We start from the raw sequence: 23,345 nt of genomic DNA on the forward strand, positions 1-23,345 counted from the left end.
CCGATGCAGCGTTACCTCGCCTATGCCGTCACGGTGTTGCTGACGGCCTGCATGCTGGTGCTGGCGTTGTCCTGGCCCGTGGCCTGGTGGGGTGTTGCGCTCTTCGGCGCGCTGGCGGTGCTCGGCACGTGGGATGTGCTGCAAACGCGCAGCACCCTGCGCCGCAATTACCCGGTGCTGGCGCATTTCCGTTACGGGCTGGAGTCGGTCGGCCCCGAAATCCGCCAGTACTTCATCGAGGGCGACACGGCCGAAGTACCGTTTTCGCGACAACAACGTTCGCTGGTGTACCAGCGCGCCAAGGGCGTGATGGACGTGGTGCCGTTCGGCAGCCAGCAGGACGTGTACAGCGTCGACTACGAATGGATCAACCATTCGATGGCGCCGACGCATGTGGATTCGCACGACTTCCGGGTGGTCATCGGCGCAGGCTCGGCGCAGCCGTATTCGGCCAGCGTGTTCAACATCTCGGCGATGAGCTTCGGTGCGCTATCGGCGAACGCCGTGCGCGCACTGAACGAGGGCGCGCGACGCGGAGGTTTCTATCACGACACTGGCGAGGGCTCGATCTCGCCCTACCATCGCGAGAAGGGCGGTGACCTGGTCTGGGAAATCGGTTCCGGCTACTTCGGCTGCCGCGATGACCAGGGACGTTTCAGCGAGGCGCGCTTCGTCGAGAATGCGCGCTCGCCCCAGGTAAGAATGATCGAATTGAAGTTGTCGCAGGGCGCCAAGCCAGGCCACGGCGGGGTACTGCCGGCAGCGAAGGTCAGCGCGGAAATCTCGGCGACCCGTGGCGTACCGATGGGGCACGATTGCGTCTCGCCGGCGAGGCATTCCGCCTTCTCCACGCCGGTGGAGCTGCTGCAGTTCATCGCGCGCCTGCGCGAGCTGTCGGGCGGCAAGCCGACCGGCTTCAAGCTGGCCATCGGCCACCCGTGGGAATGGTTCGGCATCGCCAAGGCCATGCAGGAGACCGGCCTGCTGCCGGACTTCATCGTGGTGGACGGTGCGGAAGGCGGTACCGGCGCGGCGCCCGCGGAGTTCATCGACCATGTCGGCGTGCCGATGCACGAGGCGCTGCTGCTGGTCCACAACACGCTTGTCGGCCTGAACCTGCGCGACAAGGTGCGACTGGGTGCCGCCGGCAAGATCATCAGTGCCTTCGATGTCGCCCGCACGATGGCCATGGGCGCGGATTGGTGTAACGCCGCCCGCGGCTTCATGTTCGCGCTGGGCTGCATCCAGTCGCAGAGCTGCCACAACGACCGTTGCCCTACCGGCGTCGCCACGCAGGATCCGAAGCGCTGGAAGCACCTGGACGTAGGCGACAAGTCGGTCCGCGTGCAGCAGTTCCACGACAACACGCTGAAGGCGCTGCGCGACATGCTGTGCGCGGCCGGCCTGGAGCACCCGCAGCAGCTGGGGCCGGAACACATCCTGCGCCGGGTGTCGCCGATCGAAGTGCGCTCGCTGGCCTCGCTGTACCGGTTCCTGGAGCCAGGCGAACTGCTGGACCGGGTGCCGGCGCATGCGGTGTTCCGGGACTTCTGGGCCGACGCCCGCAGCGACGCGTTTGCGCCGCCTCGGCGTGTCAGCGCCCTGTGCGACACCAAGGACCGCTGAGGCCGGTGCGTTGACCGGCTCCCCGGTCCCCGTTTATCATGCGCGCCCCGACGAATTCGGGCGGTTAGCTCAGCGGTAGAGCACTGCTTTCACACGGCAGGGGTCACAAGTTCGAAACTTGTACCGCCCACCAGTTCCAGCGAAAAGCCCGGCCTCGGCCGGGCTTTTTCGTGTCTGGGGTGCGCTGTCGGCGCATGCTGGCGCGCCGACCACCCGCGATTCGTTCGAGCGCGCTTCCGATGGCGCCATAAGTGCTTGTTTCTGTGGCCGAAAAGGCCGGTCTGGCACGCCTGTTGTGATACACTCCGCAGGTTGCAGAACCCGCCGGAATCCCCGCCTGTCGCTGCCTCGCCGACCCTTGTCGGCTAGGCGTGCTTTGGCCCGGATTCAGGCCCGAGACAATCAGAGAAACACGGAACCCGAATGGCCGATACCGCCAAGGAAATCATCCCCGTCAACCTCGAAGACGAGATGCGTCGCAGCTATCTCGATTACGCGATGAGCGTGATCGTGGGGCGCGCGCTTCCGGATGTCCGCGACGGTCTCAAGCCTGTCCACCGGCGCGTCCTGTTCGCGATGAACGAACTGGGCAACCACGCCAACAAGCCGCACGTGAAGTCCGCCCGCATCGTCGGTGACGTGATCGGTAAGTACCACCCGCACGGCGACCAGTCGGTCTACGACACGCTGGTGCGCATGGCGCAGCCGTTCTCGCTGCGCTACATGCTGGTCGATGGCCAGGGCAACTTCGGTTCGGTCGATGGCGACTCCGCGGCCGCCATGCGTTACACCGAAGCGCGCATGGCCAAGCTCACCCATGAGCTGCTGGCGGACATCGACAAGGAAACCGTCGACTTCCAGCCCAACTACGACGAGAAGGAACTGGAGCCGACGGTCCTGCCGACGCGCTTCCCGAACCTGCTGGTCAACGGTTCGGCCGGCATCGCGGTGGGCATGGCCACCAATATCCCGCCGCACAACCTGTCGGAAGTGGTCAACGGCCTGATCGCGCTGATCGACAACCCCGAGTTGGATGTCGACGGACTGATGCAGTACATCCCCGGCCCGGACTTCCCCACCGGTGGCATCATCAACGGTACCGCCGGCATCATCGCCGGCTACCGCACCGGCCGCGGCCGCGTGCGCATGCGCGCCAAGGCCGACATCGAGGTCAACGACGACAACGGCCGCGAGTCGATCATCGTCACCGAGATCCCGTACCAGGTGAACAAGGCGCGGTTGATCGAGAAGATCGCCGAGCTGGTGAAGGAAAAGAAGCTCGAAGGCATCAGCGAGCTGCGCGACGAGTCCGACAAGGACGGCATGCGCATCTACATCGAGGTCAAGCGCGGCGAATCGGCCGAGGTCGTCCTCAACAACCTGTACCTGCAGACGCCGATGGAATCGGTGTTCGGCATCAACATGGTCGCGCTGGTCGACGGCCGTCCGCAGCTGCTCAACCTGAAGCAGATGCTGGAAGCCTTCGTCCGCCACCGCCGCGAAGTGGTGACCCGCCGGACCATCTTCGAACTGCGCAAGGCGCGCAACCGCGCCCACATCCTGGAAGGCCTGACGGTCGCGCTCGCGAACATCGACGAGATGATCGAGCTGATCAAGACGTCGGCCAACCCGCAGGAAGCGCGTGAGCGCATGCTCGCCAAGACCTGGGAACCGGGCCTGGTGGGATCGCTGTTGGCCGCCGCCGGCGCGGAAGCCTCGCGTCCGGAAGACCTGCCGGCCGCCATCGGCTTCGTCGACGGCCGCTACCAGCTCAGCGAGGCGCAGGCCACGCAGATCCTCGAAATGCGCCTGCACCGCCTGACCGGCCTGGAGCAGGAGAAGCTGACCGAGGAATACCGCCAGTTGCTGGAAGTGATCGCCGGCCTGATCCGCATCCTCGAGAACCCGGACGTGCTGTTGCAGGTGATCCGCGACGAGCTGCTGAACGTCAAGGCCGAGTTCGGCGACGAGCGTCGCAGCGAGATCCGCCACAGCGAAGAGGATCTCGACATCCTCGACCTGATCGCCCCGGAAGACATGGTGGTCACGCTGTCGCACGCGGGCTACGCCAAGCGCCAGCCGGCCAGCGCCTACCGCGCGCAGAAGCGCGGCGGCCGCGGCCGCAGTGCGGCGGCGACCAAGGAAGAGGATTTCATCGACCAGCTGTGGCTGGTCAACACGCACGACACGCTGCTGACCTTCACCAGTAGCGGCAAGGTGTTCTGGCTGCCGGTCTACCAGCTGCCGGAAGCCGGTTCCAATGCACGCGGCCGCCCGATCATCAACTGGATCCCGCTGGAGCCCGGCGAGAAAGTCCAGGCCGTGGTGCCGGTGCGCGACTACGAGGAAGGCAAGTTCGTCTTCTTCGCGACGAAGAACGGCACGGTCAAGAAGACGCCGCTCACCGAATTCGCGTTCAAGCTGGCGCGCGGCAAGATCGCGATCAACCTGGACGAAGGCGATGCGCTGGTTGGCGTGGCACTGACCGACGGCGAGCGCGACGTCATGCTGTTCGCGTCCAACGGCCGCGCCGTGCGCTTCTCCGAAGCGCTGGTGCGCGCCATGGGCCGCACCGCGACCGGCGTGCGCGGCATGCGCCTGGCGGAAGGCGTGGATGCGGACGTCGAGGGCGAGCAGGACGAGGGCGAAGCCGCCGACGGCGAAGGCGGCACCGCCATCGTCGAGGCCGGCTCCGAAGTGGTCAGCCTGGTCGTCGTCGACGGCGATGGCGACATCCTGACCGCCAGCGAGCGGGGCTACGGCAAGCGCACCCCCGTGGGCGACTATCCGCGCAAGGGCCGTGGTACGCGTGGCGTGATCGCGCTCAAGACCACCGAGCGCAACGGCCGCCTGGTCGGTGCTATCCAGCTGTCCGACCACCACGAGGTCCTGTTGATCTCCGATGGCGGCACCCTGGTGCGCACCCGTGCGGCGGAAATCTCGCAAGTGGGCCGCAACACCCAGGGCGTCACCCTGATCCGCCTGTCCGACGGCGAAACGCTGCAGGCGGTGGAACGCCTGGATGCGTCGCTGGACGAGGACGAAGGCGAGGGCGCCGAGGGCGGCATCGGCGCGGCACCGACCGCATCCGACGCCAGCGAAACCTCCCCGGAGGCCTGACCGACCCTGGAGGCGCGTGGGCGATGACCCCGCCGCCTCCATCCCTGCGTTCTATACTGCCGACACGACCACGGCAGGGAATGGCACATGGGATCGGTACATCGGAACAGGACGAACGCGCGTAGCCGCTGGGTGCGCGCGTTTTTTATTGCCTTGTTGGCTGCTACGGCCGTCGCCGGCTGCAAACGCAATGAAACCGGTCAGCTACCGGAAGCCAGCGGCGAACCGATCAAGGCTGAAGCGGCGAGGGTCGAGGGCTTCGCCCTCGTCGGCGCTTATCCCGACCAGCACGACGGCGACCTCGCCATCGCCCTGGAGTTCAGCCGCCCGCTGGTGAGCTCGCAGGATTTCGACGACCTGTTGGTGGTGAAGGACGCCAATGGCGCCGCGGTGAAGGGCAGCTGGGTGCTGGACGACAAGGGCCTGATCCTGCGATTCCCGTCGGTCGAAGCCGCGAAGGATTACGACGTCACCCTGAAGGCCGGCTTGTCCGCCGCCGACGGCACGCGCCTGGGCAAGGACGACACGCGCAAGGTGCATACCGGTGAACTGGACCCGGCGGTGGGCTTCGCATCGCAGGGTAGCGTGCTGCCGGCGCGCGAGAGCCGGGGCCTGCCGGTGGTGTCGATCAACGTGCCGGAAGTGGACGTGGAATTCCTGCGCGTGAGCGAGAAGCAGCTGCCGAAGTTCTTCGCCGAGTACCAGCGCGGCGGTCGCCGCGGCAGCTGGGACCTGGACAGCGACTACGGCGACAGCACGCCGATCGGCGACCTCGCCGAGCCCGTCTACCTCAACCGGTTCGTGCTGGGCGGCAAGCCCAACGAGCGTGTGCTGACCTACCTGCCGATCCAGGACATCCGCGAACTGCAGGATCCTGGACTGTACTTCGCGGTGATGAAGCGCACCGGCAAGTTCGCCGGCGAGTTCGAGACCGCTTTCTTCACCGTCAGCGACATCGGCCTGCACACGCGCGCGTACAAGGACACGTTGTTCGTGCACACGGCGTCGCTGCAGGACGGCGCGGCCATCGGTGGCGTCGAGTTGAAAGTACTCGACGCGCGTGGCGAAGCCGTGCTTGCCGGCAAGACCGACGGCAACGGCAATGCGCTGCTGAAGTACACGCTCGACGCCGCCCACGTGCTGGTCGCCACGCGCGGCAAGGACGTGTCCATGCTGCCGTTCAACCAGCCGGCGCTGGACCTGTCCGAATTCGCCGTGGCCGGTCGCGAACAAGCCTGGTTCGATGTGTTCGCCTGGTCCGGTCGCGACCTGTATCGCCCCGGCGAGACGGTGCGTATCTCCGCGCTGCTGCGCGACAACGACGGCAAGCCTGTTCCCGCACCCAAGCAGGGTGGGGGACAGCCCGTGTTCCTGCGGCTGAAGCAGCCGGACGGCAAGGTGTTCCGCGAGACCCGCCTGCAGCCCGGTGCACAGGGCTATTTCAGCTTCGAGCAGGCGATCCCGGTGGAGGCGCCGACCGGTCGCTGGCAGGTGGAATTCCGTACCGATCCGGCGAGCAAGGAGGCGGTGCAGGGCATGACCCTGCGCATCGAGGAATTCCTGCCCGAACGCATGAAGCTGGATCTGGATGCGGCCCAGCCGGTGCTGAAGCCCGGCGAGCCGCTGAAGCTCACCGCGACCGCGGCGTACCTGTACGGTGCGCCGGCCAGCGGCAACCGCTTCACCGCCAAGCTTGCGGTCGCGGTGGAACAGCATCCGCTGGAGCAGTTGCCGGGCTACTTCTTCGGCGATCCCACCCTGGAGCTGCCGAAGGAAGCCAAGGACGTCATCGACGCCACGCTGCCCGAGAACGGCGTGCTGCAGGAAGACATCGCGCTGCCCACCGAGGCCAAGCCGCGCAGCACCATTGCGGCGATCGTGTCGGGCAGCGTCTACGAGACCGGCGGCCGCACGGTGAACCGCACGCTGAAGCGCGTGTTGTGGCCCGCCGGTTCGCTGGTCGGCATCCGTCCGCTGTTCGACGACAAGGATGGCGCCGACGCCAACGCCAATGCCGGTTTCGAACTGGTGCGCGTGGATGCCGCCGGCAAGCCGCAGCCGGCGAAGGGCCTGAAGGCCACGCTGGTGCGCGAGCTGCGCGACTACCACTGGAACTACGACGAAGACGGCGGCTGGGATTACGACTTCACCCGTCGGTTCGAAAACAAGGACACGCGCACGCTGGATATCGGGGCCGGTGCCTCGAAAGTGGATTTCCCGGTGGAGTGGGGCGAGTACCGGCTCGACGTGTTCGACCCGGCGACCGGCCTGACTACCCGCTATCCGTTCCGTGCAGGCTGGAGTTGGGACGACCAGAACCGCGGCCTGGATGCGCGCCCCGACAAGGTCAAGCTGGCGCTGGACAAGACCGGCTACAAGGCCGGGGACACCTTGAAGGTGACCATCACGCCGCCGCATGCGGGCAAGGGGCTACTGATGGCGGAAGCCGACCGCATGCTGTACGTGCAGGCGATCGAGGCCAAGCCGGGCAGCACGTTCTCTATCCCGGTGACCAAGGAGTGGGAGCGCCATGACGTCTACGTCACTGCGCTGGTGTTCCGTGGCGGTTCCGCGCCCAGCAAGATCACGCCGGCCCGCGCGGTGGGCGTGGCGCACGTGCCGATGGACCGCCGCGACCGTCGCGTCGCCGTCGGTCTGTCGGTGCCGAAGCAGATGCGGCCGGAGCAGGACTTGCGGGCGAGCGTCAGCGTGCCGGAACTGGCGGGCCAGACTGCGCACGTCACCGTGTCCGCGGTGGACGTGGGCATCCTCAACATCACCCGCTTCCCGGTCCCGGATGCGAATGCGCAGTTCTTCGCCCAGCGTCGCCTGGGCGTGGACGCGTACGACATCTACGGTCGCGTGATCGAGAGCTTCGAAGGCGGCAGCGCCAAGATCCGCTTCGGCGGCGACATGGCGCTGGAAGCGTTGCCGCAGGCCAAGCGCCCGACGGCGCGCGTGCAGACGGTGGACCTGTTCTCCGGGCCGGTGAAGCTCGATGGCAAGGGTAATGCCCGTGTCGCGCTGAAGGTGCCCGACTTCAACGGGACGCTGCGCGTGTCGGCGTTGGTCTATTCCGACACGCGCTACGGCAACCGCGACCGCGAGACCGTGGTGCGTGCGCCGATCGTGGCCGAAGCCAGCCTGCCGCGCGTGCTCGCGCCGGGCGACAAGAGCACGGTGACGCTGGACGTGCAGAACTTCACCGGCAAGACCGGTGCGTTCAAGGTCCTGGTAAACGGTGAAGGGCCGCTCAACATCGGCGAAGGCAACCGCAGCACCGACCTCGCCATCGATGCCAAGCGCACGCTGACGTTCCCGATCACCGCAGGCGAGGGCTACACGACGGCACAGGTCCGCGTTCGCGTGGAGGGCAACGGCTTCAAGGTAGACCGCCGCTACGACGTTCCGGTACGCGCGGGCTGGCCGGCCGTGTTGCGCTCGCGCACGCAGGTGCTGGACAGCCTGTCGCCCGTGGAGATGGGCGCGGGGTTCGCGGATGGATTGATGTCCGGGTCGGTGACCGCACGCATGACGGTCAGCGCGCTGCCGCCGATTCCGTTCGCCAGTGCGTTGAAGGGCGCGCTGGAGTATCCGTATGGCTGCGCGGAACAGACGACCAGCAAGGGCTATGCGGCGCTGGAACTGGATGACGCCACCGCGAAGCTGCTGGGCATCGATGGTCTCGATGCGAAGAAGCGCCGCGAGCGCATGGAAGGCGCGTTCGGTCGCCTGGCCTCGATGCAGGTGGCCAATGGCCACTTCTCGATGTGGGGCAACGATGACTACGTCAATCCCGGTTTGACGCCCTACATCGCCGAGTTTCTGCTGGATGCGCGCGAAGGCGGGTTCGCCGTGCCGGACGCCGTGCTGCAGAAAGCGCTGACGCGCCTCAACGAAGACCTGCTTGCCGGCGGCGCGCAGTTCTACGGCTACGACCGTCGCGATCACCTGAAATTCGCCAACCAGGCCTATGCGGGGTATGTGCTGGCGCGGGTGAATCGCGCACCGCTCGGTACCTTGCGTGCGCTGTACGACAACGAACGTGGCAAGACGTTGACGGGTCTGCCGCTGGTGCACCTGGGTATCGCCTTGACGCTGCAGGGCGACCGCAATCGCGGCGCCAAGGCGATCGCCGAAGGCTTCGCCAAGACCGGCGACCGACCGGAGTATCTGGGCGACTACGGCACGAAGCTGCGCGACGATGCGCTGATGATCGCGCTGGTGCACGAACGCAAGCTGGCCAAGCCCGAATACGATCGCCGCGCGATCTCGCTGGGCCGCGAGCTAGATGCGCGCCGCAACAGTGGCTGGCTGTGGCTGAGTACGCAGGAGCAGGTGGCGCTGGCCCGGCTGGGCAAGGCGTTGATGGTGGACCAGACGAAGCTGGTCTCCGGCCAGTGGAGCATCGGTGGTGACGCAGAAACCGTCGCGCCGGTGCGCCTGTTCGGCCGGAGCGTCGACCACGCGGCGCTGGCACGCGGGGTGCGCTTCGTACCCGAAGGCTCGCCGCCGCTGTACGCCTCGCTGGACGTGGCCGGCATCCCGCGCAGCGCGCCGGCGCCGGACAACCGCCAGGTTGGCATCGAGCGCCGGTACTACACGACCGACGGGCAGGAGTGGAAGGGCGGCACGCTGAAGGAAGGCGAGGCGTTGATCGTGCGCGTGGGCATCACCGCCAACGTGGCGATGCCCGATGCCTTGTTCACCGACCTGTTGCCGGCCGGCCTGGAGATCGAGAACTTCAATCTGGGCGATGCGAAGCAATGGGCCGAGGTGGTCGTGGACGGCATCGCGATCAGTGATCGCGGCAGCGCCGCCGACGTCAAGCACGAGGAGTTTCGTGATGACCGCTACGTGGCAGCGCTGAAGCTCGATCGTGGCGGCACGGCGAAGTTGTTCTATCTCGTCCGCGCGGTCACGCCCGGTACCTACACCGTGCCGCCGTCGCTGGTGGAGGACATGTACCGTCCGGACATCCGCGGAGTGGGCAAGGCCTCGCCGGCGACGATCACGGTGGTGCAGCCATGAGGTGCGCACCTTCTCCCCGCGTACGGGGAGAAGGTGCCGGGCAAGGATGAAGTACGAAGCACGCCCGCAGCGCCTGAGGAGTTTCGCTGGCGCCCTACCGCGCGCGCGGCGCTGGTTGCCCTGGTTACGATGGGGCACGGTTGCCGCGCTTATCGCGCTGCTGGTGCTCGACTTTGCCTTCCCGCCACCGCTGCCCAAGATCCGCGACACCAGCACGTTGGTGGTCGCGCGCGACGGCACGCCGCTGCGCGCCTTCGCCGACCGCGACGGCGTCTGGCGCTATCCCGCGGCACCCGAGACGGTGTCGCCGCTCTACTTGCAGGCCCTGTTGAACTACGAAGACCGCTGGTTCTGGCGGCACCCTGGGGTCAATCCCTGGGCGCTGGTGCGCGCGGCCGGGCAGTTCGTCCGCCACGGGCGCGTGGTGTCCGGTGGATCGACGCTGACCATGCAGGTGGCGCGCATGCTGGACCGGCACTCGCGCACGCCCTGGGGCAAGGCCAAGCAGATGCTGCGCGCGGTGCAGCTGGAAGCGCACCTGTCCAAGCGAGAGATCCTCACGCTGTACCTGGAACGCGCACCGTTCGGCGGCACCATCGAAGGTGTCGATGCCGCGAGCTGGGCTTATCTCGGCAAGCCGGCGTCGCGGTTGTCGCATGCGGAAGCGGCGTTGCTGGCGGTGCTGCCGCAGTCGCCCAGCCGACTGCGTCCGGATCGCCGTCCCGACGCGGCGCAGGCCGCGCGCGACAAGGTGCTGCAGCGCATGGCCGACCTCGGCGTCTGGTCGACCGCAGAAGTCGAAGACGCACGCATCGAGCCGGTCGTCGCACGAACCTTGCAGCCACCCCTGCAGGCAGCGTTGCTGGCGGAGCGGCTGCGGCGGCAGCAGCCGCGCGCGGCACGGATCGTATCCACGCTCGATGCCGGCCTGCAGCGGACGCTGGAGGAGCGCGTGCAGGGTTACTTCTCGGCGCTGCCCCCGCGCACGTCGGCCGCGTTGCTGGTGGTCGACAACGCGACGATGGAGGCGCGCGCCTATGTGGGATCGGTCGCGTTCGGCGATCGCCAGCGGCTGGGACACGTCGACATGGTGCAAGCCTGGCGCTCGCCTGGCTCCACGTTGAAGCCTTTCTTGTACGGGCTCGCTCTTGACGACGGCCTGATCCATTCCGAAAGCCTGCTGGTCGATGCGCCGCAGTCGTTCCATGGTTACCGCCCGGGCAATTTCGATGCCGCGTTCAATGGTCCCGTCAGTGCGGCGGACGCGCTGCGCTTGTCGCTCAACGTGCCTGCGGTGGATTTGCTGGACCGTGTTGGGCCGGATCGCTTCTCGGCGCGGTTGGCCAACAACGGCCTCGCGCTGCGCTATCCACGCGGCGCGAAGCCCAACCTGTCGCTGATCCTGGGCGGCACGGGCGCGCGCCTGGAGGACCTGGTGGGCGCGCATGCGGCGCTGAACCGCGAGGGACTGTCGGGCCGCGTGCGTTACACGACGCAGGACCCGTCTTCGGATCGCCGACTGCTGTCGCCCGGCGCGGCGTGGATCATCCGCGAAATCCTGGAAGCGCACCCGCGGCCGGGCTATGGCAGCGGTGTGCTGGATACCGGCGGCCGCCCACGCGTCGCGTGGAAGACAGGAACGAGCTACGGCTTCCGCGATGCCTGGGCGTTGGGCGGCACGCGTCGCTACACCGTCGGCGTGTGGGTGGGGCGACCCGACGGCACGCCGTTGCCCGGGCAGTACGGCGCAGTCACCGCACTGCCGTTGATGTTCGAAGTGATCGACAGCCTGCCGCGGGCACGCGGCGATGCGGAGCCGCGTCCACGGCCGATCGATGTCGCCGCGACCGACATCTGCTGGCCCCTCGGCCTGCCGCCGGAACCGGATGCACCCTCACTGTGCCAGCGCAAGCGCGACGCGTGGACGCTCGGCGGCAACGTGCCGCCCACCTTCGCCGAACGCGACGCACGGCTGTGGAGCGTCGGGCGGGAGCGCTTCGACATCGACGTGCGCACCGGGTTGCGTCTTTCCGCCGAATGTTCGCGCCCGCATGACGTGCGCAGCACCGAGATCGCGCGCTGGCCCGCGCTGGCATCGCCCTGGTTGTCCGCGCAGACACGCGCGGCGTCGCGCCTGCCGGCGCTGTCGCCGGATTGCCAACCCGATGGCCGCGATGCCAACGAGGAGCTGCGCATCGAAGGGCTGAACGATCGCGCCACGCTCGCCCGCGCGCCGGGCAGTCCGCACGGCGTTCGTTTGCAGCCGCGTGCGCTGGGAACGGAATCTCGCATCCAGTGGCTGCTCGATGGCCGATGGATCGCGGAAACAGACGGCGCGCAAGCGTTCCAGCGCGAGTTCGACGAACCTGGCGAACACCAGCTCACCGCGCTGGCCGGAAGCGGCGCGTGGACGCGGGTGCGGTTCGAGGTGTTGCGCTAGGGATGAAGGCCCGCGACGGTCCAGCCGTCGCGGGCGCTGGCGATCAGCCGAGCTGTTCCAGCATGTGTTCCGCGCCGGATACCTTGTACTCGCCGGGGGCTTCGACGAAGACATGCTTCACCACGCCGTCCTCCGCGTACAGCGCGAAGCGCTTGGCGCGGATGCCCATGCCGTAGGCGCTGGCGTCCATCTCCAGGCCGAGGGCCTTGGCCAGGTCGGCATTGCCGTCGGCCAGCATCTGCAGGCCCTCGGGCACGTGCTGGGTCTTGCCCCACGCCTGCATGACGAAGGGATCGTTCACCGACACGCAGAACACCTCGATGCCGCGCTTGCGGAATTCGTCGAAGTGCTGCACGTAGCTGGGCAGGTGCTTTTCGGAGCAGGTCGGGGTGAACGCGCCGGGCACGGCGAACAGGACCGCCCTGCGGCCGTCGAACAGGGCGATGGTATCCACCGTCTCCACGCCCTCGCGGATGCGCTTGAGGGTCACTTCGGGAATGCGTTCGCCAACCTGGATGCTCATCGGACTGCCTTGGAGTGGGGATATACGGGCCAGTGTAGCGCGCCGGCGTCATGCCGCCGCGGGTCCATGGCGTCCACGCCGCCGACACCGCGGGCGATTAGAATTGCGCCGTGGCGCCCGGGTGCGGGCCGCTTACGGAAACGGCGGAGTTCGCATGCAGTTCAAAGACTATTACGCGGTACTGGGCGTCGAACCTTCGGCGGGTGATGCCGAGATCAAGACGGCCTATCGGCGGTTGGCCCGCAAGTACCACCCGGATGTCAGCAAGGAAGCCGGTGCCGAGGACCAGTTCAAGGCCGTGAACGAGGCTTACGAAGCACTGCGTGATCCGCAGAAGCGCGCGGCCTACGACCAGCTGCGCGCGCGCGGCTATCGTCCCGGCGAGGAATTCCGCCCACCGCCGGATTTCGGGCGCGGTGGGCCAGGGTCGCAGGATTTCGATTTCGAAGAGATCTTCGGCGGTGCGGGCGGCGGCGGTGGCGGTGCCGGGTTCAGCGATTTCTTCGAAGGCCTGTTCGGCCGGCGCGGGCGCGCGGAGCAGGCCACGCCGCGCGGGCCGCAGGGTCCGCGTGATTCGCGCGCCAAGCTTGCGGTGCCGCTGCAGGCCGTGCACGACGGCGGCAGCGTGCGGGTGAACGTCAACGGCCGCCAGCTCGACGTCAGGGTGCCGACCGGGGTGAAGCCGGGGCAGGTGATCCGGTTGGCCGGGCAGGGCAGCCAGGGCGGCAACCTGCTGCTGGAAGTGGAGTACGCGCCGCATCCGCAGTTCGAGGTGGACGGCCGCAACATCATCCACGTGCTGTCGCTGACACCGTGGCAAGCCGCGCTCGGCGCGTCGGTCAGCGTGCCGACGCTGGGAGGCGCGGTGGAGCTGAAGATCCCGCCGGATTCGGATTCCGGCCGCAAACTGCGCCTGCGTGGCCGCGGCCTGCCGGGAACGCCGCCGGGCGACCAGATCGTCGAGCTCGAGATCACCGCGCCGCGCGCCGAGACCGATGAGCAGCGCAAGGCTTACGCCGCGTTGGCCGGGGCCTTCGGCGAGTAAGGGTTCCGGTGGTGTGGCGAAATAATCGCCAAGCGGCTTGACAGCCCCGGCTTGCAACGCCGCACGACGGTTATCCACAGATTCGTGCAGCACTCATCCACACGCGATGTGGACAACCGGGCGGATGCGTAACCCATAAAAAACCACGCCACCCGAAGGTGGCGTGGTGGGCGACGAGGAAGTCGCTTACTTGACCTGCTTGGCGGCCGGCGCAGCGGCCGGTGCCGTCAGGCCGCGCTTCTCCAGCAACGGCTCGATCTTGGGATCGTGGCCGGCGAAGTCGCGGAACAGCTTCATCGCGTCCTGGCTGCCACCCTGCGACAGCAGCGTCTTGCGGAAGTGGTCGCCGTTCTCGCGCTTCAGGCCGCCATGGCTCTTGAACCATTCCACGCTGTTGGCGTCGAGCACTTCCGACCAGATGTACGCGTAGTAGCCGGCCGAGTAGCCGCCCATGATGTGGCTGAAGTAGGGCGTCTTGTAGCGCGGCGGCACGGGCTTGTAGCTGATGCCATCGGTGGTCAGTGCATTCGCTTCGAACTTCATCACGCCGGCCGCGTCGGGCACCTGGTCGGCGGTGATCTGGTGCCAGCGCTGGTCCAGCATGGCGGCGCCCAGGTATTCGGTGGTCTTGAAGCCTTCATTGAACTTGGAGGCGGCGATCACCTTGTCGAGCAATGCCTGCGGCAGCGGCTCGCCGGTCTTGTAGTGCTTGGCGTAGTTGGCCAGGATCGACGGCCAGTCGGCCCACATTTCGTTGACCTGCGACGGGTACTCGACGAAATCGCGCGGCACGCTGGTGCCGCTGAAGTACGGGTACTTCACGTCGGAGAACATGCCGTGCAGCGCGTGGCCGAACTCGTGGAACGTGGTGGTCACTTCGTCCCACGTCATCAGCGTGGGTTCGCCGGCCGGCGGCTTGGGCACGTTCAGATGGTTGGCGACCACCGGCTTGTCGCCGGTCAGGCCCGACTGCGACACGTACGAGTTCATCCATGCGCCACCGCGCTTGGAGTCGCGCGCGTACGGGTCGAAGATGAAGATCGCCAGCTGCGAACCATCGGCGTTGAACACGTCGTAGGTCCACGTGTCGGCGTGGTACTTCGGCAGGTCGGTGCGTTCCTTGAAGGTCAGGCCGTACAGCTGGTTGGCGGCGAAGAACACGCCGTTCTCCAGCACGTTCTTCATCTCGAAGTACGGCTTGAGCTGCGATTCGTCGAAGTTGTACTTCGCGGCGCGGACCTTCTCGGAGTAGAACGCCCAGTCCCACGGCTCAAGCGCGAAGGTCGGCTGCCCCTTGGCCTTCTGTTCCTGGTCGATCATCGCCTGCAGGTCGGCGGCTTCGCGCTTGGCGTTGGCGACCGCGGCCGGTGCCAGCTTGCCCAGCATCGCGTTGACGGCTTCCGGCGTGCGCGCGGTCTGGTCTTCCAGGCCGTAGGCGGCATGGTTGGGATAGCCCAGCAGCTTCGCGCGATCGGCGCGCAGCTTCATGATGCGCGAGACCAGCGCGGTGGTGTCGAACTCGCCGCCATGGCTGCCGCGCGCGACCGAGGCCTCGTGCAGGCGCTGGCGCAGGGCGCGGTTGGTCAGCTGCGACTCCGGCGGCTGGCCAGTGGTGTTCAGCAGGGTCAGCACGTACTTGCCTTCCAGGCCGCGCTTCTTGGCGACTTCGGCGGCCGTGGCGATCTGCGCTTCGGTCAGGCCGTCGAGCTGCTTCACGTCGTCGACGACCACGGCCGAGGCGTTCACGTCTTTCAGCACGTTGTCGCTGAAGGTCGTCGCCAGCGAAGCCAGTTCACCGTTCATCTTCTTCAGCGTCGCCTTGTCGGCGTCGTTGAGATTGGCGCCGGAGCGCACGAAGCTGGTGTGGTAACGCTCGATCAGGCGCACGCCTTCCGCGTCCAGGCCCAGGTCATTGCGCTTGTCGAACAGCGCCTTGACACGCGAGAACAGCTTCGGATTCAGGCTGATCGCGTCGCCGTGGGCGGCGAACTTGGCCGAGTAGTCGGCGCGCAGCTTGTTGCGTGCGTCGTTGGTATCGGTGCCCACCAGGTTGAAGAACACGGTGGTGGCGCGGTCCAGCACCTGGCCGCTCTTCTCCATCGCGATGATGGTGTTCTCGAAGGTCGGCGCGGCCGGGTTGTTGGCGATGGCATCCATCTCCTTCAGCTGCTCGGCCATGCCGGCATCGAAGGCGGGTGCGAAATCGCTGTCCTTGATCTTGTCGAACTGCGGGTAGTGCAGCGGCAGCGGGCTTTCCGCGGAGAAGGGATTGGCGGCCTGGGCGGCCTGGGTGGCCGGCGTGGCGGCCTGGCTGTAGGCGGGCATGGCGAGTCCGAGGGTCGCGGCGAGCGCGATGGCGAGGCGGGTGGTCATGAAGCACGACGTCCTGACAGGGTAGATGGTCAAGGGTAACCCAGGGGGTGGGGCCGGACCCATGACGAAAGGCATGGGCATGCCTCCGGAAAGCCGGTCAATCTGCGCCAGAATGCCCCGAGCGCCCCTTGACGGAGAGTCCTGTGAAGCCTGTCCTTGCATTCTGTTGTGCGCTGCTGCTTGTGCCTTCGGCGCTGGCCGCCGAAACACTGAAGTACGTCGCGCTGGTGGATGGCGGCAAGAAGGCGGGCGAACAGACGGTCACCACCGGCGATGACGGCGTTACCCGGGTGGATTTCATCTTCAAGGACAACGGACGCGGGCCGGAACTGAAGGAGGAATACCGCCTGGCACCGGATGGCACCTTCCAGCAATACCAGGTGAAGGGCGTATCGACGTTCGGTGCACCGGTCGACGAAACCTTCACCCGCGACGGCGACCGAGGGCAGTGGAAGAGCACCTCTGATGCCGGCACGCACACCTTCACCGGCACGGCGCTGTACACGCCATTGGGCGGCACGCCTGCATCGACCTCTGTCGCGCTGGCGGCGCTGGCCAAGCGACCGGACGGCAAGCTGCCGCTGGTGCCGAGTGGCACGTTGACGCAGCGCAAGATCGCATCCGTGGACATCCGTAGCGGCGATCAGTCGCGCACCGTCGATCTGCTGGCATTGACCGGCATCGGGTTCACGCCCTCGTTCGTGTGGGTGACGCGGGATGCCGAACCGCGCATGTTCGCCTACATCTATCCGGGTTTCCTGCAGCTGATCGAAGACGGTTGGCAAGGCACCGCCAACACACTGGAAGCGCGCCAGAAGATCGCCGAGCGCGAAGCGTTGGTCGCGATGCAGCAGCGCCTGGCGCATCCGTTGCCGGGCACCACGCTGATCCGCAACGCGCGCGTGTTCGACAGCGAGAAAGCCGTCCTCGGCGCGGCGGCGGACGTCGTCGTGCGGGATGGCAAGATCCTGTCGGTGTCGCCGGTGGGGCAATCGAGGGTCGCGGCCGATAACGTGGTGGATGCCGGCAACCGCGTGCTGCTGCCCGGCCTCTACGACATGCATGTGCATGCGGGCAGCTGGGAAGGCGGCCTGCATCTGGCGGCCGGCGTGACCAGCACGCGCGACATGGGCAATGACAACGCGACGCTGCAGCAGCTGATGGCCGAAGAGAAGGCCGGCACGCTGATGCATCCGCGGGTGATTCCGGCAGGTTACATCGAAGGACAGAGTCCGCATTCGTCGCAGGGCGGATTCGTGGTGAAGGACCTGGCCGGCGCCAAGCAGGCCATCGACTGGTACGCCGACCACGGTTATCCGCAGATCAAGATCTACAACTCGTTCCCGAAGGAGATCCTGCGCGACACGACGGCCTACGCCCACCAGCGCGGCTTGCGGGTCAGTGGCCACGTGCCAGCCTTCCTGCGCGCGCAGGACGTGGTGGAGCAGGGCTACGACGAGATCCAGCACATCAACCAGGTGATGCTGAATTTCTTCGTCACCCCGGAAACCGACACGCGGACGCTGGCGCGCTTCTACCTGGTCGCGGACAAGACCGATGGCCTGGACTTCGACAGCAAGCCGGTGCAGGACTTCATCGCGGAGCTGGCGAAGAAGCAGATCGTCATCGACCCGACGCTGGCGACGTTCGAGTTCATCCACCAGCGCGAAGGGCAGCTGTCGCCGATCGTCGCCGATGTCGCCGACCACCTGCCGCCGGATGTGCAGCGCAGCCGGCGCGCGGCCGAGATGGACATCAAGGACGATGAAACCGGTGCGCGCTACAAGCGCAGTTTCGACAAACTGGTGGAGTTCACCGGCCGCATGTATCGGGCCGGTGTGCCGATCGTCGCGGGCACCGACGAACTGCCCGGCTTCACCCTGCAGCGGGAGCTCGAACTGTACGTGCAAGCCGGGCTGACGCCGTCGCAGGTACTCCAGGTGGCTACCTGGAACGGCGCCAAGTACACCCGCACGCTTGAGGATGCCGGCTCGATCACGCCGGGCAAGCGCGCCGACCTCGTGCTGGTGGATGGCGACCCGACGGCGAACATCGCCGATGTGCGCAAGCTGGCGCTGGTGATCAAGGGCGGCCAGGCGTACTACCCGGCCGAGATCCACGAGGCGCTCGGCATCGCGCCGTTCTCCACGCCGGTCAAGGTGCAGCCGGCACGCTGACGCGGCAGCGGCGCTACACCAGGTTCTCGTAGCGCCGCCAGATCCAGCTCAGTTCGTACAGCAGCGCAGCTACCGCAAACACGCCGTGGAAGCGCGGGTGGCGCGTGAGGATGGCCGCCACACTGCCCGCGATGTACACGGTATTCCGCACCCAGTATTCAGCACCCAACTGCTGGACGTATGCGCTGCCCTTGATCAGCGTGTCGCCGGCATCGACGACGAACATCAGCGCGAGCAGTCCGAAGAACCAGTGCTTGCGCCCGTAGTAATAGTCGCGATACCCCGCGCCTTCCGGCAGCGATTCGGGGAACACCAGTGCGCACAGCAGGTAGAGAAGCAGCGCGTACAGGGTGACGTAGAGGTACAGGTTGAAATTCCAGTGCGCCTGGTGCGACAGGCTGAATTGCCACCACCAGAAGTGCAGCAGGTACACGAACATGAAGGTTGCCCAGACCAGGTGGACCCCGTAGACAGGGTGCGCACGCGGGCGTTCGACGATGCGCGCCGCATGGCGCAGCAGGTGGGTCAATCCCAGGCCCACGATCATGCCCAGCAGGATGCGGACATGGATGTAGAGGCTGGCGTGGCTGGCGGGATCGGCGGCTTCTTGCATGGGCAGCGTCCTGGATCCGATGCGCGGCCACGTTAGCCGATCATCGGCCTCCTTGCACGGTGCCTTGCCCTGTGCGCCCGGGCGGTGTCTGATAGCGCCTTTCCCGGAGACCGCGCATGACCACTGCCTACGACTTTTCCGCCCAGGACATCGACGGCCGCGAGCGGTCGCTCTCGGAATACCAGGGGAAGGCGTTGCTGATCGTCAACGTGGCGTCCAAGTGCGGCTTCACGCCGCAGTACACCGGGCTGGAGGCGCTGTGGCGCGAATTCGGCCCGCAGGGATTGGTGGTGTTGGGCTTTCCCTGTGACCAGTTCGGGCACCAGGAGCCGGGCGACGAGGCGGAAATCCGCAACTTCTGCTCGCTCAACTACGACGTGACCTTCCCGATGTTCGCCAAGGTCGACGTGAACGGCGACGCCGCGCATCCGCTCTGGAAGTGGCTGAAGCAGGAAAAGAGCGGGCTGCTGGGCATCAGTGCGATCAAATGGAACTTCAGCAAGTTCCTGGTCGGCCGCGATGGCCGCGTGCTCAAGCGCTACGCCCCCACCGATACGCCGGAATCCCTCGCGGACAACATCCGCGCCGCGCTCGCGTGAGTCCCCTGATGGATACGGGCGACGGCCCGTTGTTCCATATCGAGTTCGCCACGACGGATTACGGGCTGCGCGCCTGGGCGACGGGTGCCAACGGAACGTTGGACACCACGCTCGCGTACTGGCGCACGATCGCCGAGGAAGTGCGCCGGGTGCAGCCGAAAGGTCTGCTGGTGGTGGACGACATGGAGGGGGAACCGCCGCCGCCGGGACAACTGCTGGAATTCGTGCAGGCCATGCAGGGGCAGGGCATGGAGGCCGTGCGGATCGCCTATGTGGAGCGCCATGCCGAGCAGATCCCGCAGGTCGAGTTCGCCGGCCTGCTGGCCAACGAACACGGATTCGATGCGCGCGTCTTTGCAGACGAAACCGCGGCGGCCCTGTGGTTGCGTTACGGGGAGCGCTGAGCGTCGAGGCGGGCCGGGCCCGCCCCTGAAAGCAGACGTTGCGTCAGGGGCGACCATACCTTCCAGGCGTGGCCGCCTTCAACGACGATCACGTGCCCTTTCGGCAACAGCCCGGCCAGGGGCGGCATCGCGGGTGCGAGGCGATCCTGAGCGCCGTATCCCAGCCAAACCGAGTCCGTACGGTGCGCGTCCTTCTGCCAAGCCTGCAGGTGGCGCCAGAGCTCGCGCTGGTAATTGTCGGCGTCCACGTCGGGCGGAACGGGCCCCGGCTGCCAACGTGACAGGCCTGTGGCGCGTATCTCGTTGATGAGCGAGCGATCTCCCACATAAGGCGCCAGCAACACCAGACCGTCCGCATCGCCTGGATAGGCGCGGTCGTACATCAGGGTTCCCATTCCGCCCATCGACGCCCCGAGCAGCCAGACTTGGCGGTACCCTCGTTTGCGTGCGGGCTCGATCACCTCCTCATGCAGCCGTTGAGGCGCACGGCCTTGCATGTAGTAGGCGAATCCCAAGCCGGTCAACAGAACATCCGCGTCAGGCCATGCCGCCTGCACCGCGGGCGCGATACCGCTCGCGCGCAATCCGGCGATATCGTCGCCGCGACCCGGCAGCACCACGACAAGCCGGGTCGCCGGCCCCGCCGCAGGCACCAACGCCTGCGGTATTGGGGCACGCGCATCACCGCCGCCCGGAAGACATGCGCTCAGCGGCACCGTGAGGGCGACCAATACTGAAAACAGTCGGGCGCGTGCGGCCAGCGTCACTGCGCATTGACTCGGCGCTGCAGTGCTTCTTCGGGCAACAGGTCCAGAAGCTCCTGCGTGAAGGATTGCAGCACATCGTCCGAGTAGCCGCGGTGGGTCTGCGCGATCAGCCCATCCTGGCCGATGATGAACATGTTGGGCAGGGCGGTGACGCCATAGCGGTCGCTGACCACACCCCGCTCGTCGTGTACGTAGGTGACCTTGAGGTTCTTGTTCGCGCGGATCACGGCATTGAAGTCGCGGCGCGGTTCCTTGAAGTTCACCGCGATGACTTCCAGGTGCTCGCGGCCGACGATCTCCTGGACCCTGCCCAGCATGGGCAGTTCGCGCCGGCACGGCCCGCACCACGATGCCCAGAACGTCACCACCACCACCTTGCCCTGCAGGGCGGCAAGGTCGATGGCGTTGCCCTCGCGGTCCTTGAGGCCGATGGGCGGCGGTGCTTCCCCTATCCCGGGCTGCTTGACCGGATCGGCGGCATGGGCCCACGTCGTCACCGCCAGCAGGACCGCCAGCCACAGGCTACGCATCATTCGCTTGTCCTCCCCAGGACGTTGCGGGCGAGCGTAGCACCCGCCGGGCGGGTTGTGCGGTTCGTCGACGGGCCCCCAAGGCTGTCGGGGCCGGGGACTTACTTCTCGACGAAGGCGCGCTCGAACACGTACTGACCTGCGGTGCCGATACGCGGCGCAGCGGTGAAGCCGCGGCCATCCAGCAGCGCGCGGAAATCGGCCAGCATCTGCGGGCTGCCGCAGATCATGGCGCGGTCGTGCTCGGAGTCCAGCGCCTCGATGCCCAGCGCCTGCATCATTTCGCCGCTGGCCATCAGGTCGGTCAGGCGTCCACGGTTCGGGAAGTCCTCGCGCGTGACCGCGGGGTAGTACAGCAGCTTCTCGCGGATGGTCTCGCCGAGGAACTCGTGCTGCGGCAGTTCCTTCTCGAAATAGTTCCGGTACGCCAGGTCTTCCACGCTGCGCACGCCATGGGTCAGGATGACCTTGTCGAAGCGCTCGTAGGTTTCCGGGTCCTTGATCACCGACAGCCACGGCGCCAGGCCGGTGCCGGTGCCGAGCAGGTACAGGTTGCGGCCCGGATGCAGGTCGCTGATCAGCAGGGTGCCGGTGGGCTTGCGGCCGATCAGCACGGAGTCGCCGGGCTTGATGTGCTGCAAGCGCGAGGTCAGCGGACCGTTGGCCACCTTGATGCTGAAGAACTCCAGCTGTTCTTCCCAGTTGGCGCTGGCGATCGAATAGGCGCGCAGCAGCGGCTTGCCATCGACTTCCAGGCCGATCATCACGAACTGGCCGTTCTCGAAGCGGAAACCGTCGTCGCGGGTGGTGGTGAAGCTGAAGTAGGCGTCCGTCCAGTGACGGACATCGAGCACCGTTTCGGTGCCGAACGCGGAGGACATGAGGGGGATCTTGGCTATTGAATCAACGGCCCATTGTAGCCGACGCCCGCGCTTCGGCCTTGATCGTGCTCAATCCATCGACGGCGAAACATCCGGCGCCGGCACTACGTGGCCGCGCCGGTGGAAGTACAGCCGTTCGGCGACCAAGCGCATGAAGGGTGTCCTGAGGGCCAGGTCGAACGGTCCATCGAACTGGGCATGGTCGAAGGCCCAGCGCAATGCCCGCTTCGTGCGGAAGCCAGGCACGGCGCGGGTCACCACCGGAATGTCGCCCGCATCGGGACACTGCAGGCGACATGCCAGCGCTTCGCCCACCGCGCTGCCGTGGCGCAAGCCGGCATGGATGCCGCCGGCCGTGACGGGCGACACCATGCCGGCCGCATCGCCGACGAGCACCACGCCATCCCGCTGCCAGGCGTGGACCGGGCCTCCGCACGGGATCAGGCCCGCGCGGATGCTGTCGGGGCGTCCGGGTGCGGACAGGCCCGTCATCACGGCGGTGTGGCGAAGGAAGCCGTCGATGTCCGGCACGACAGGCGATCCTGGCGTATGACGACGCGCCAACCCGGCCTGCACGCCCGTCGGTGTCTGTGCGACCCAGCCGATGTAGCCCGGTGCGTAGTGCTTGCTGATGAAGCAGTGCAAGGCATCCGGTTCTCGCAGGGCCACGCCATCGAACTCGTGCTCGACGCCGTACAGCCACTGGTCCACGCGACCCAGGCCGAGGCGCATCGCCACCCGCGATGTCGCGCCATCGGCGCCCACGAGCCAGCGTGCGCGCCCGATGCCCGGTAGCCTCCAACGATCTCCGGTGCGCTCCGCATCTCGGAAAGGTGTGCCCAGGCGCAGCGTGATGCCGCGTTCGACCAGGCCATCGCCAAGCCAGCGCATCAACGCAGGCGTGTCGGTGGTATAGAAACGATAGTCCGGTGCCGCGAGTCGCACGCTGCGCAGGTTCGGCGCGTAGAGGCGGACGTGCGGTACGGCGCGGATCTGCGCAGCCGGCAGGCCAGCCAGGCAGGGGTGAAGCAGGGCTTCGGCCACCAGGATGCCGGTGGTGTGGATGCGCTCGCCGAGATCGCGCTTGCGATCCACCACGCAGACGCGCGCACCGTGTTGCGCGAGGGTCCGGGCGCACGCGATGCCGGCGAAACCGGCACCCACCACGATCACGTCGTAGTCCGTTTCTTGCATGCGCGTGGATGCTCCGTTCCTG

General features: G+C 67.0%; 15 protein-coding genes and 1 tRNA gene. 9 read left to right on the forward strand and 7 right to left on the reverse strand.

All coding sequences use genetic code 11. The features are described 5' to 3' along the window. The first annotated feature begins 3 nt into the window (after positions 1 to 3). The 5 genes from ACSION_RS09150 (at position 4) to pbpC (ending at position 12,217) form a co-directional block, all read left to right on the forward strand. Positions 4 to 1,626, forward strand: a complete 1,623-nt coding sequence (locus ACSION_RS09150; RefSeq protein ID WP_435305719.1) for an FMN-binding glutamate synthase family protein — start codon at positions 4 to 6, stop codon at positions 1,624 to 1,626. Between the two features lie 58 nt (positions 1,627 to 1,684). Further along, positions 1,685 to 1,759, forward strand: a tRNA-Val gene (locus ACSION_RS09155). A gap of 290 nt (positions 1,760 to 2,049) precedes the next feature. After that, the gene (gene gyrA / locus ACSION_RS09160) at positions 2,050 to 4,746 is read left to right on the forward strand and encodes a DNA gyrase subunit A (RefSeq protein ID WP_435305720.1); all 2,697 of its coding nucleotides are present in this window, start codon (positions 2,050 to 2,052) and stop codon (positions 4,744 to 4,746) included. Between the two features lie 87 nt (positions 4,747 to 4,833). Further along, complete coding sequence (locus tag ACSION_RS09165; RefSeq protein WP_435305721.1) at positions 4,834 to 9,777, forward strand: alpha-2-macroglobulin family protein; 4,944 nt, start codon at positions 4,834 to 4,836, stop codon at positions 9,775 to 9,777. A gap of 46 nt (positions 9,778 to 9,823) precedes the next feature. After that, a complete protein-coding gene (gene pbpC, locus ACSION_RS09170) occupies positions 9,824 to 12,217 on the forward strand; it encodes a penicillin-binding protein 1C (RefSeq protein WP_435305722.1) in 2,394 nt (797 codons plus the stop codon). Positions 12,218 to 12,260: 43 nt separating this feature from the next. On the opposite strand, the gene ACSION_RS09175 is transcribed toward pbpC, so the two are convergent. Then, positions 12,261 to 12,740, reverse strand: coding sequence for a peroxiredoxin (locus tag ACSION_RS09175; RefSeq protein ID WP_435305723.1), 480 nt, complete (start codon positions 12,738 to 12,740; stop codon positions 12,261 to 12,263). A 154-nt stretch (positions 12,741 to 12,894) separates the two neighbouring features. Here ACSION_RS09175 and ACSION_RS09180 point away from each other — a divergent pair, with 154 nt between their 5' ends. Further along, positions 12,895 to 13,785: a DnaJ C-terminal domain-containing protein gene (locus ACSION_RS09180; RefSeq protein WP_435305724.1), complete on the forward strand. Its 891-nt coding sequence runs from the start codon at positions 12,895 to 12,897 to the stop codon at positions 13,783 to 13,785. Positions 13,786 to 13,971: 186 nt separating this feature from the next. Here the strand turns inward: ACSION_RS09180 and ACSION_RS09185 are convergent, their stop codons facing one another. After that, entirely contained in the window at positions 13,972 to 16,158 is a 2,187-nt protein-coding gene (locus ACSION_RS09185) for a M3 family metallopeptidase (protein WP_435305725.1), read from the reverse strand. A gap of 143 nt (positions 16,159 to 16,301) precedes the next feature. Between ACSION_RS09185 and ACSION_RS09190 the strand changes: the two genes are divergently transcribed. Continuing rightward, a complete protein-coding gene (locus ACSION_RS09190; protein WP_435305726.1) occupies positions 16,302 to 18,335 on the forward strand; it encodes an amidohydrolase family protein in 2,034 nt (677 codons plus the stop codon). 13 nt (positions 18,336 to 18,348) lie between these two features. Here the strand turns inward: ACSION_RS09190 and ACSION_RS09195 are convergent, their stop codons facing one another. Next, a complete protein-coding gene (locus tag ACSION_RS09195) occupies positions 18,349 to 18,948 on the reverse strand; it encodes a hypothetical protein (protein ID WP_435305727.1) in 600 nt (199 codons plus the stop codon). A gap of 116 nt (positions 18,949 to 19,064) precedes the next feature. On the opposite strand from ACSION_RS09195, the gene ACSION_RS09200 reads away from it, so the two are divergent. Beyond that, on the forward strand, positions 19,065 to 19,547 hold the full coding sequence (locus ACSION_RS09200; protein WP_435305728.1) for a glutathione peroxidase: 483 nt from the start codon (positions 19,065 to 19,067) through the stop codon (positions 19,545 to 19,547). A gap of 8 nt (positions 19,548 to 19,555) precedes the next feature. Continuing rightward, positions 19,556 to 19,951 carry a hypothetical protein gene (locus ACSION_RS09205; RefSeq protein ID WP_435305729.1) on the forward strand — a complete coding sequence of 132 codons (396 nt, stop codon included), beginning with the start codon at positions 19,556 to 19,558 and terminating at the stop codon, positions 19,949 to 19,951. Here ACSION_RS09205 and ACSION_RS09210 read toward each other — a convergent pair. The 4 genes from ACSION_RS09210 to ACSION_RS09225 all read right to left on the reverse strand — a co-directional run bounded on the left by ACSION_RS09210 (position 19,936) and on the right by ACSION_RS09225 (position 23,323). Continuing rightward, positions 19,936 to 20,718: a serine aminopeptidase domain-containing protein gene (locus ACSION_RS09210; protein ID WP_435305730.1), complete on the reverse strand. Its 783-nt coding sequence runs from the start codon at positions 20,716 to 20,718 to the stop codon at positions 19,936 to 19,938. The genes ACSION_RS09205 and ACSION_RS09210 overlap by 16 nt on opposite strands. Further along, the gene (locus ACSION_RS09215; RefSeq protein WP_435305731.1) at positions 20,715 to 21,251 is read right to left on the reverse strand and encodes a TlpA disulfide reductase family protein; all 537 of its coding nucleotides are present in this window, start codon (positions 21,249 to 21,251) and stop codon (positions 20,715 to 20,717) included. Before ACSION_RS09215 ends, ACSION_RS09210 begins: the two co-directional genes overlap by 4 nt. 98 nt (positions 21,252 to 21,349) lie before the next feature. Then, positions 21,350 to 22,129, reverse strand: coding sequence for a ferredoxin--NADP reductase (locus ACSION_RS09220; RefSeq protein WP_435305732.1), 780 nt, complete (start codon positions 22,127 to 22,129; stop codon positions 21,350 to 21,352). A 69-nt stretch (positions 22,130 to 22,198) separates the two neighbouring features. Further along, positions 22,199 to 23,323 carry an NAD(P)/FAD-dependent oxidoreductase gene (locus ACSION_RS09225; RefSeq protein WP_435305733.1) on the reverse strand — a complete coding sequence of 375 codons (1,125 nt, stop codon included), beginning with the start codon at positions 23,321 to 23,323 and terminating at the stop codon, positions 22,199 to 22,201. Positions 23,324 to 23,345: the final 22 nt, after the last annotated feature.

The sequence above is a fragment of the Pseudoxanthomonas sp. LjRoot125 genome, assembly GCF_964252705.1.
GTDB lineage: Bacteria > Pseudomonadota > Gammaproteobacteria > Xanthomonadales > Xanthomonadaceae > Pseudoxanthomonas_A.

What these genes read in the sequence shown, in the direction of transcription:
- gyrA (WP_435305720.1), top strand. Translation starts at nt 2,050, where the DNA reads ATGGCCGATACCGCCAAGGAAATCATCCCCGTCAACCTCGAAGACGAG.
- pbpC (WP_435305722.1), top strand. Translation starts at nt 9,824, where the DNA reads ATGAAGTACGAAGCACGCCCGCAGCGCCTGAGGAGTTTCGCTGGCGCC.
- ACSION_RS09150 (WP_435305719.1), top strand. Translation starts at nt 4, where the DNA reads ATGCAGCGTTACCTCGCCTATGCCGTCACGGTGTTGCTGACGGCCTGC.
- ACSION_RS09220 (WP_435305732.1), bottom strand. Translation starts at nt 22,129, where the DNA reads ATGTCCTCCGCGTTCGGCACCGAAACGGTGCTCGATGTCCGTCACTGG.
- ACSION_RS09200 (WP_435305728.1), top strand. Translation starts at nt 19,065, where the DNA reads ATGACCACTGCCTACGACTTTTCCGCCCAGGACATCGACGGCCGCGAG.
- ACSION_RS09165 (WP_435305721.1), top strand. Translation starts at nt 4,834, where the DNA reads ATGGGATCGGTACATCGGAACAGGACGAACGCGCGTAGCCGCTGGGTG.
- ACSION_RS09180 (WP_435305724.1), top strand. Translation starts at nt 12,895, where the DNA reads ATGCAGTTCAAAGACTATTACGCGGTACTGGGCGTCGAACCTTCGGCG.
- ACSION_RS09175 (WP_435305723.1), bottom strand. Translation starts at nt 12,740, where the DNA reads ATGAGCATCCAGGTTGGCGAACGCATTCCCGAAGTGACCCTCAAGCGC.
- ACSION_RS09185 (WP_435305725.1), bottom strand. Translation starts at nt 16,158, where the DNA reads ATGACCACCCGCCTCGCCATCGCGCTCGCCGCGACCCTCGGACTCGCC.
- ACSION_RS09205 (WP_435305729.1), top strand. Translation starts at nt 19,556, where the DNA reads ATGGATACGGGCGACGGCCCGTTGTTCCATATCGAGTTCGCCACGACG.
- ACSION_RS09225 (WP_435305733.1), bottom strand. Translation starts at nt 23,323, where the DNA reads ATGCAAGAAACGGACTACGACGTGATCGTGGTGGGTGCCGGTTTCGCC.
- ACSION_RS09215 (WP_435305731.1), bottom strand. Translation starts at nt 21,251, where the DNA reads ATGATGCGTAGCCTGTGGCTGGCGGTCCTGCTGGCGGTGACGACGTGG.
- ACSION_RS09195 (WP_435305727.1), bottom strand. Translation starts at nt 18,948, where the DNA reads ATGCAAGAAGCCGCCGATCCCGCCAGCCACGCCAGCCTCTACATCCAT.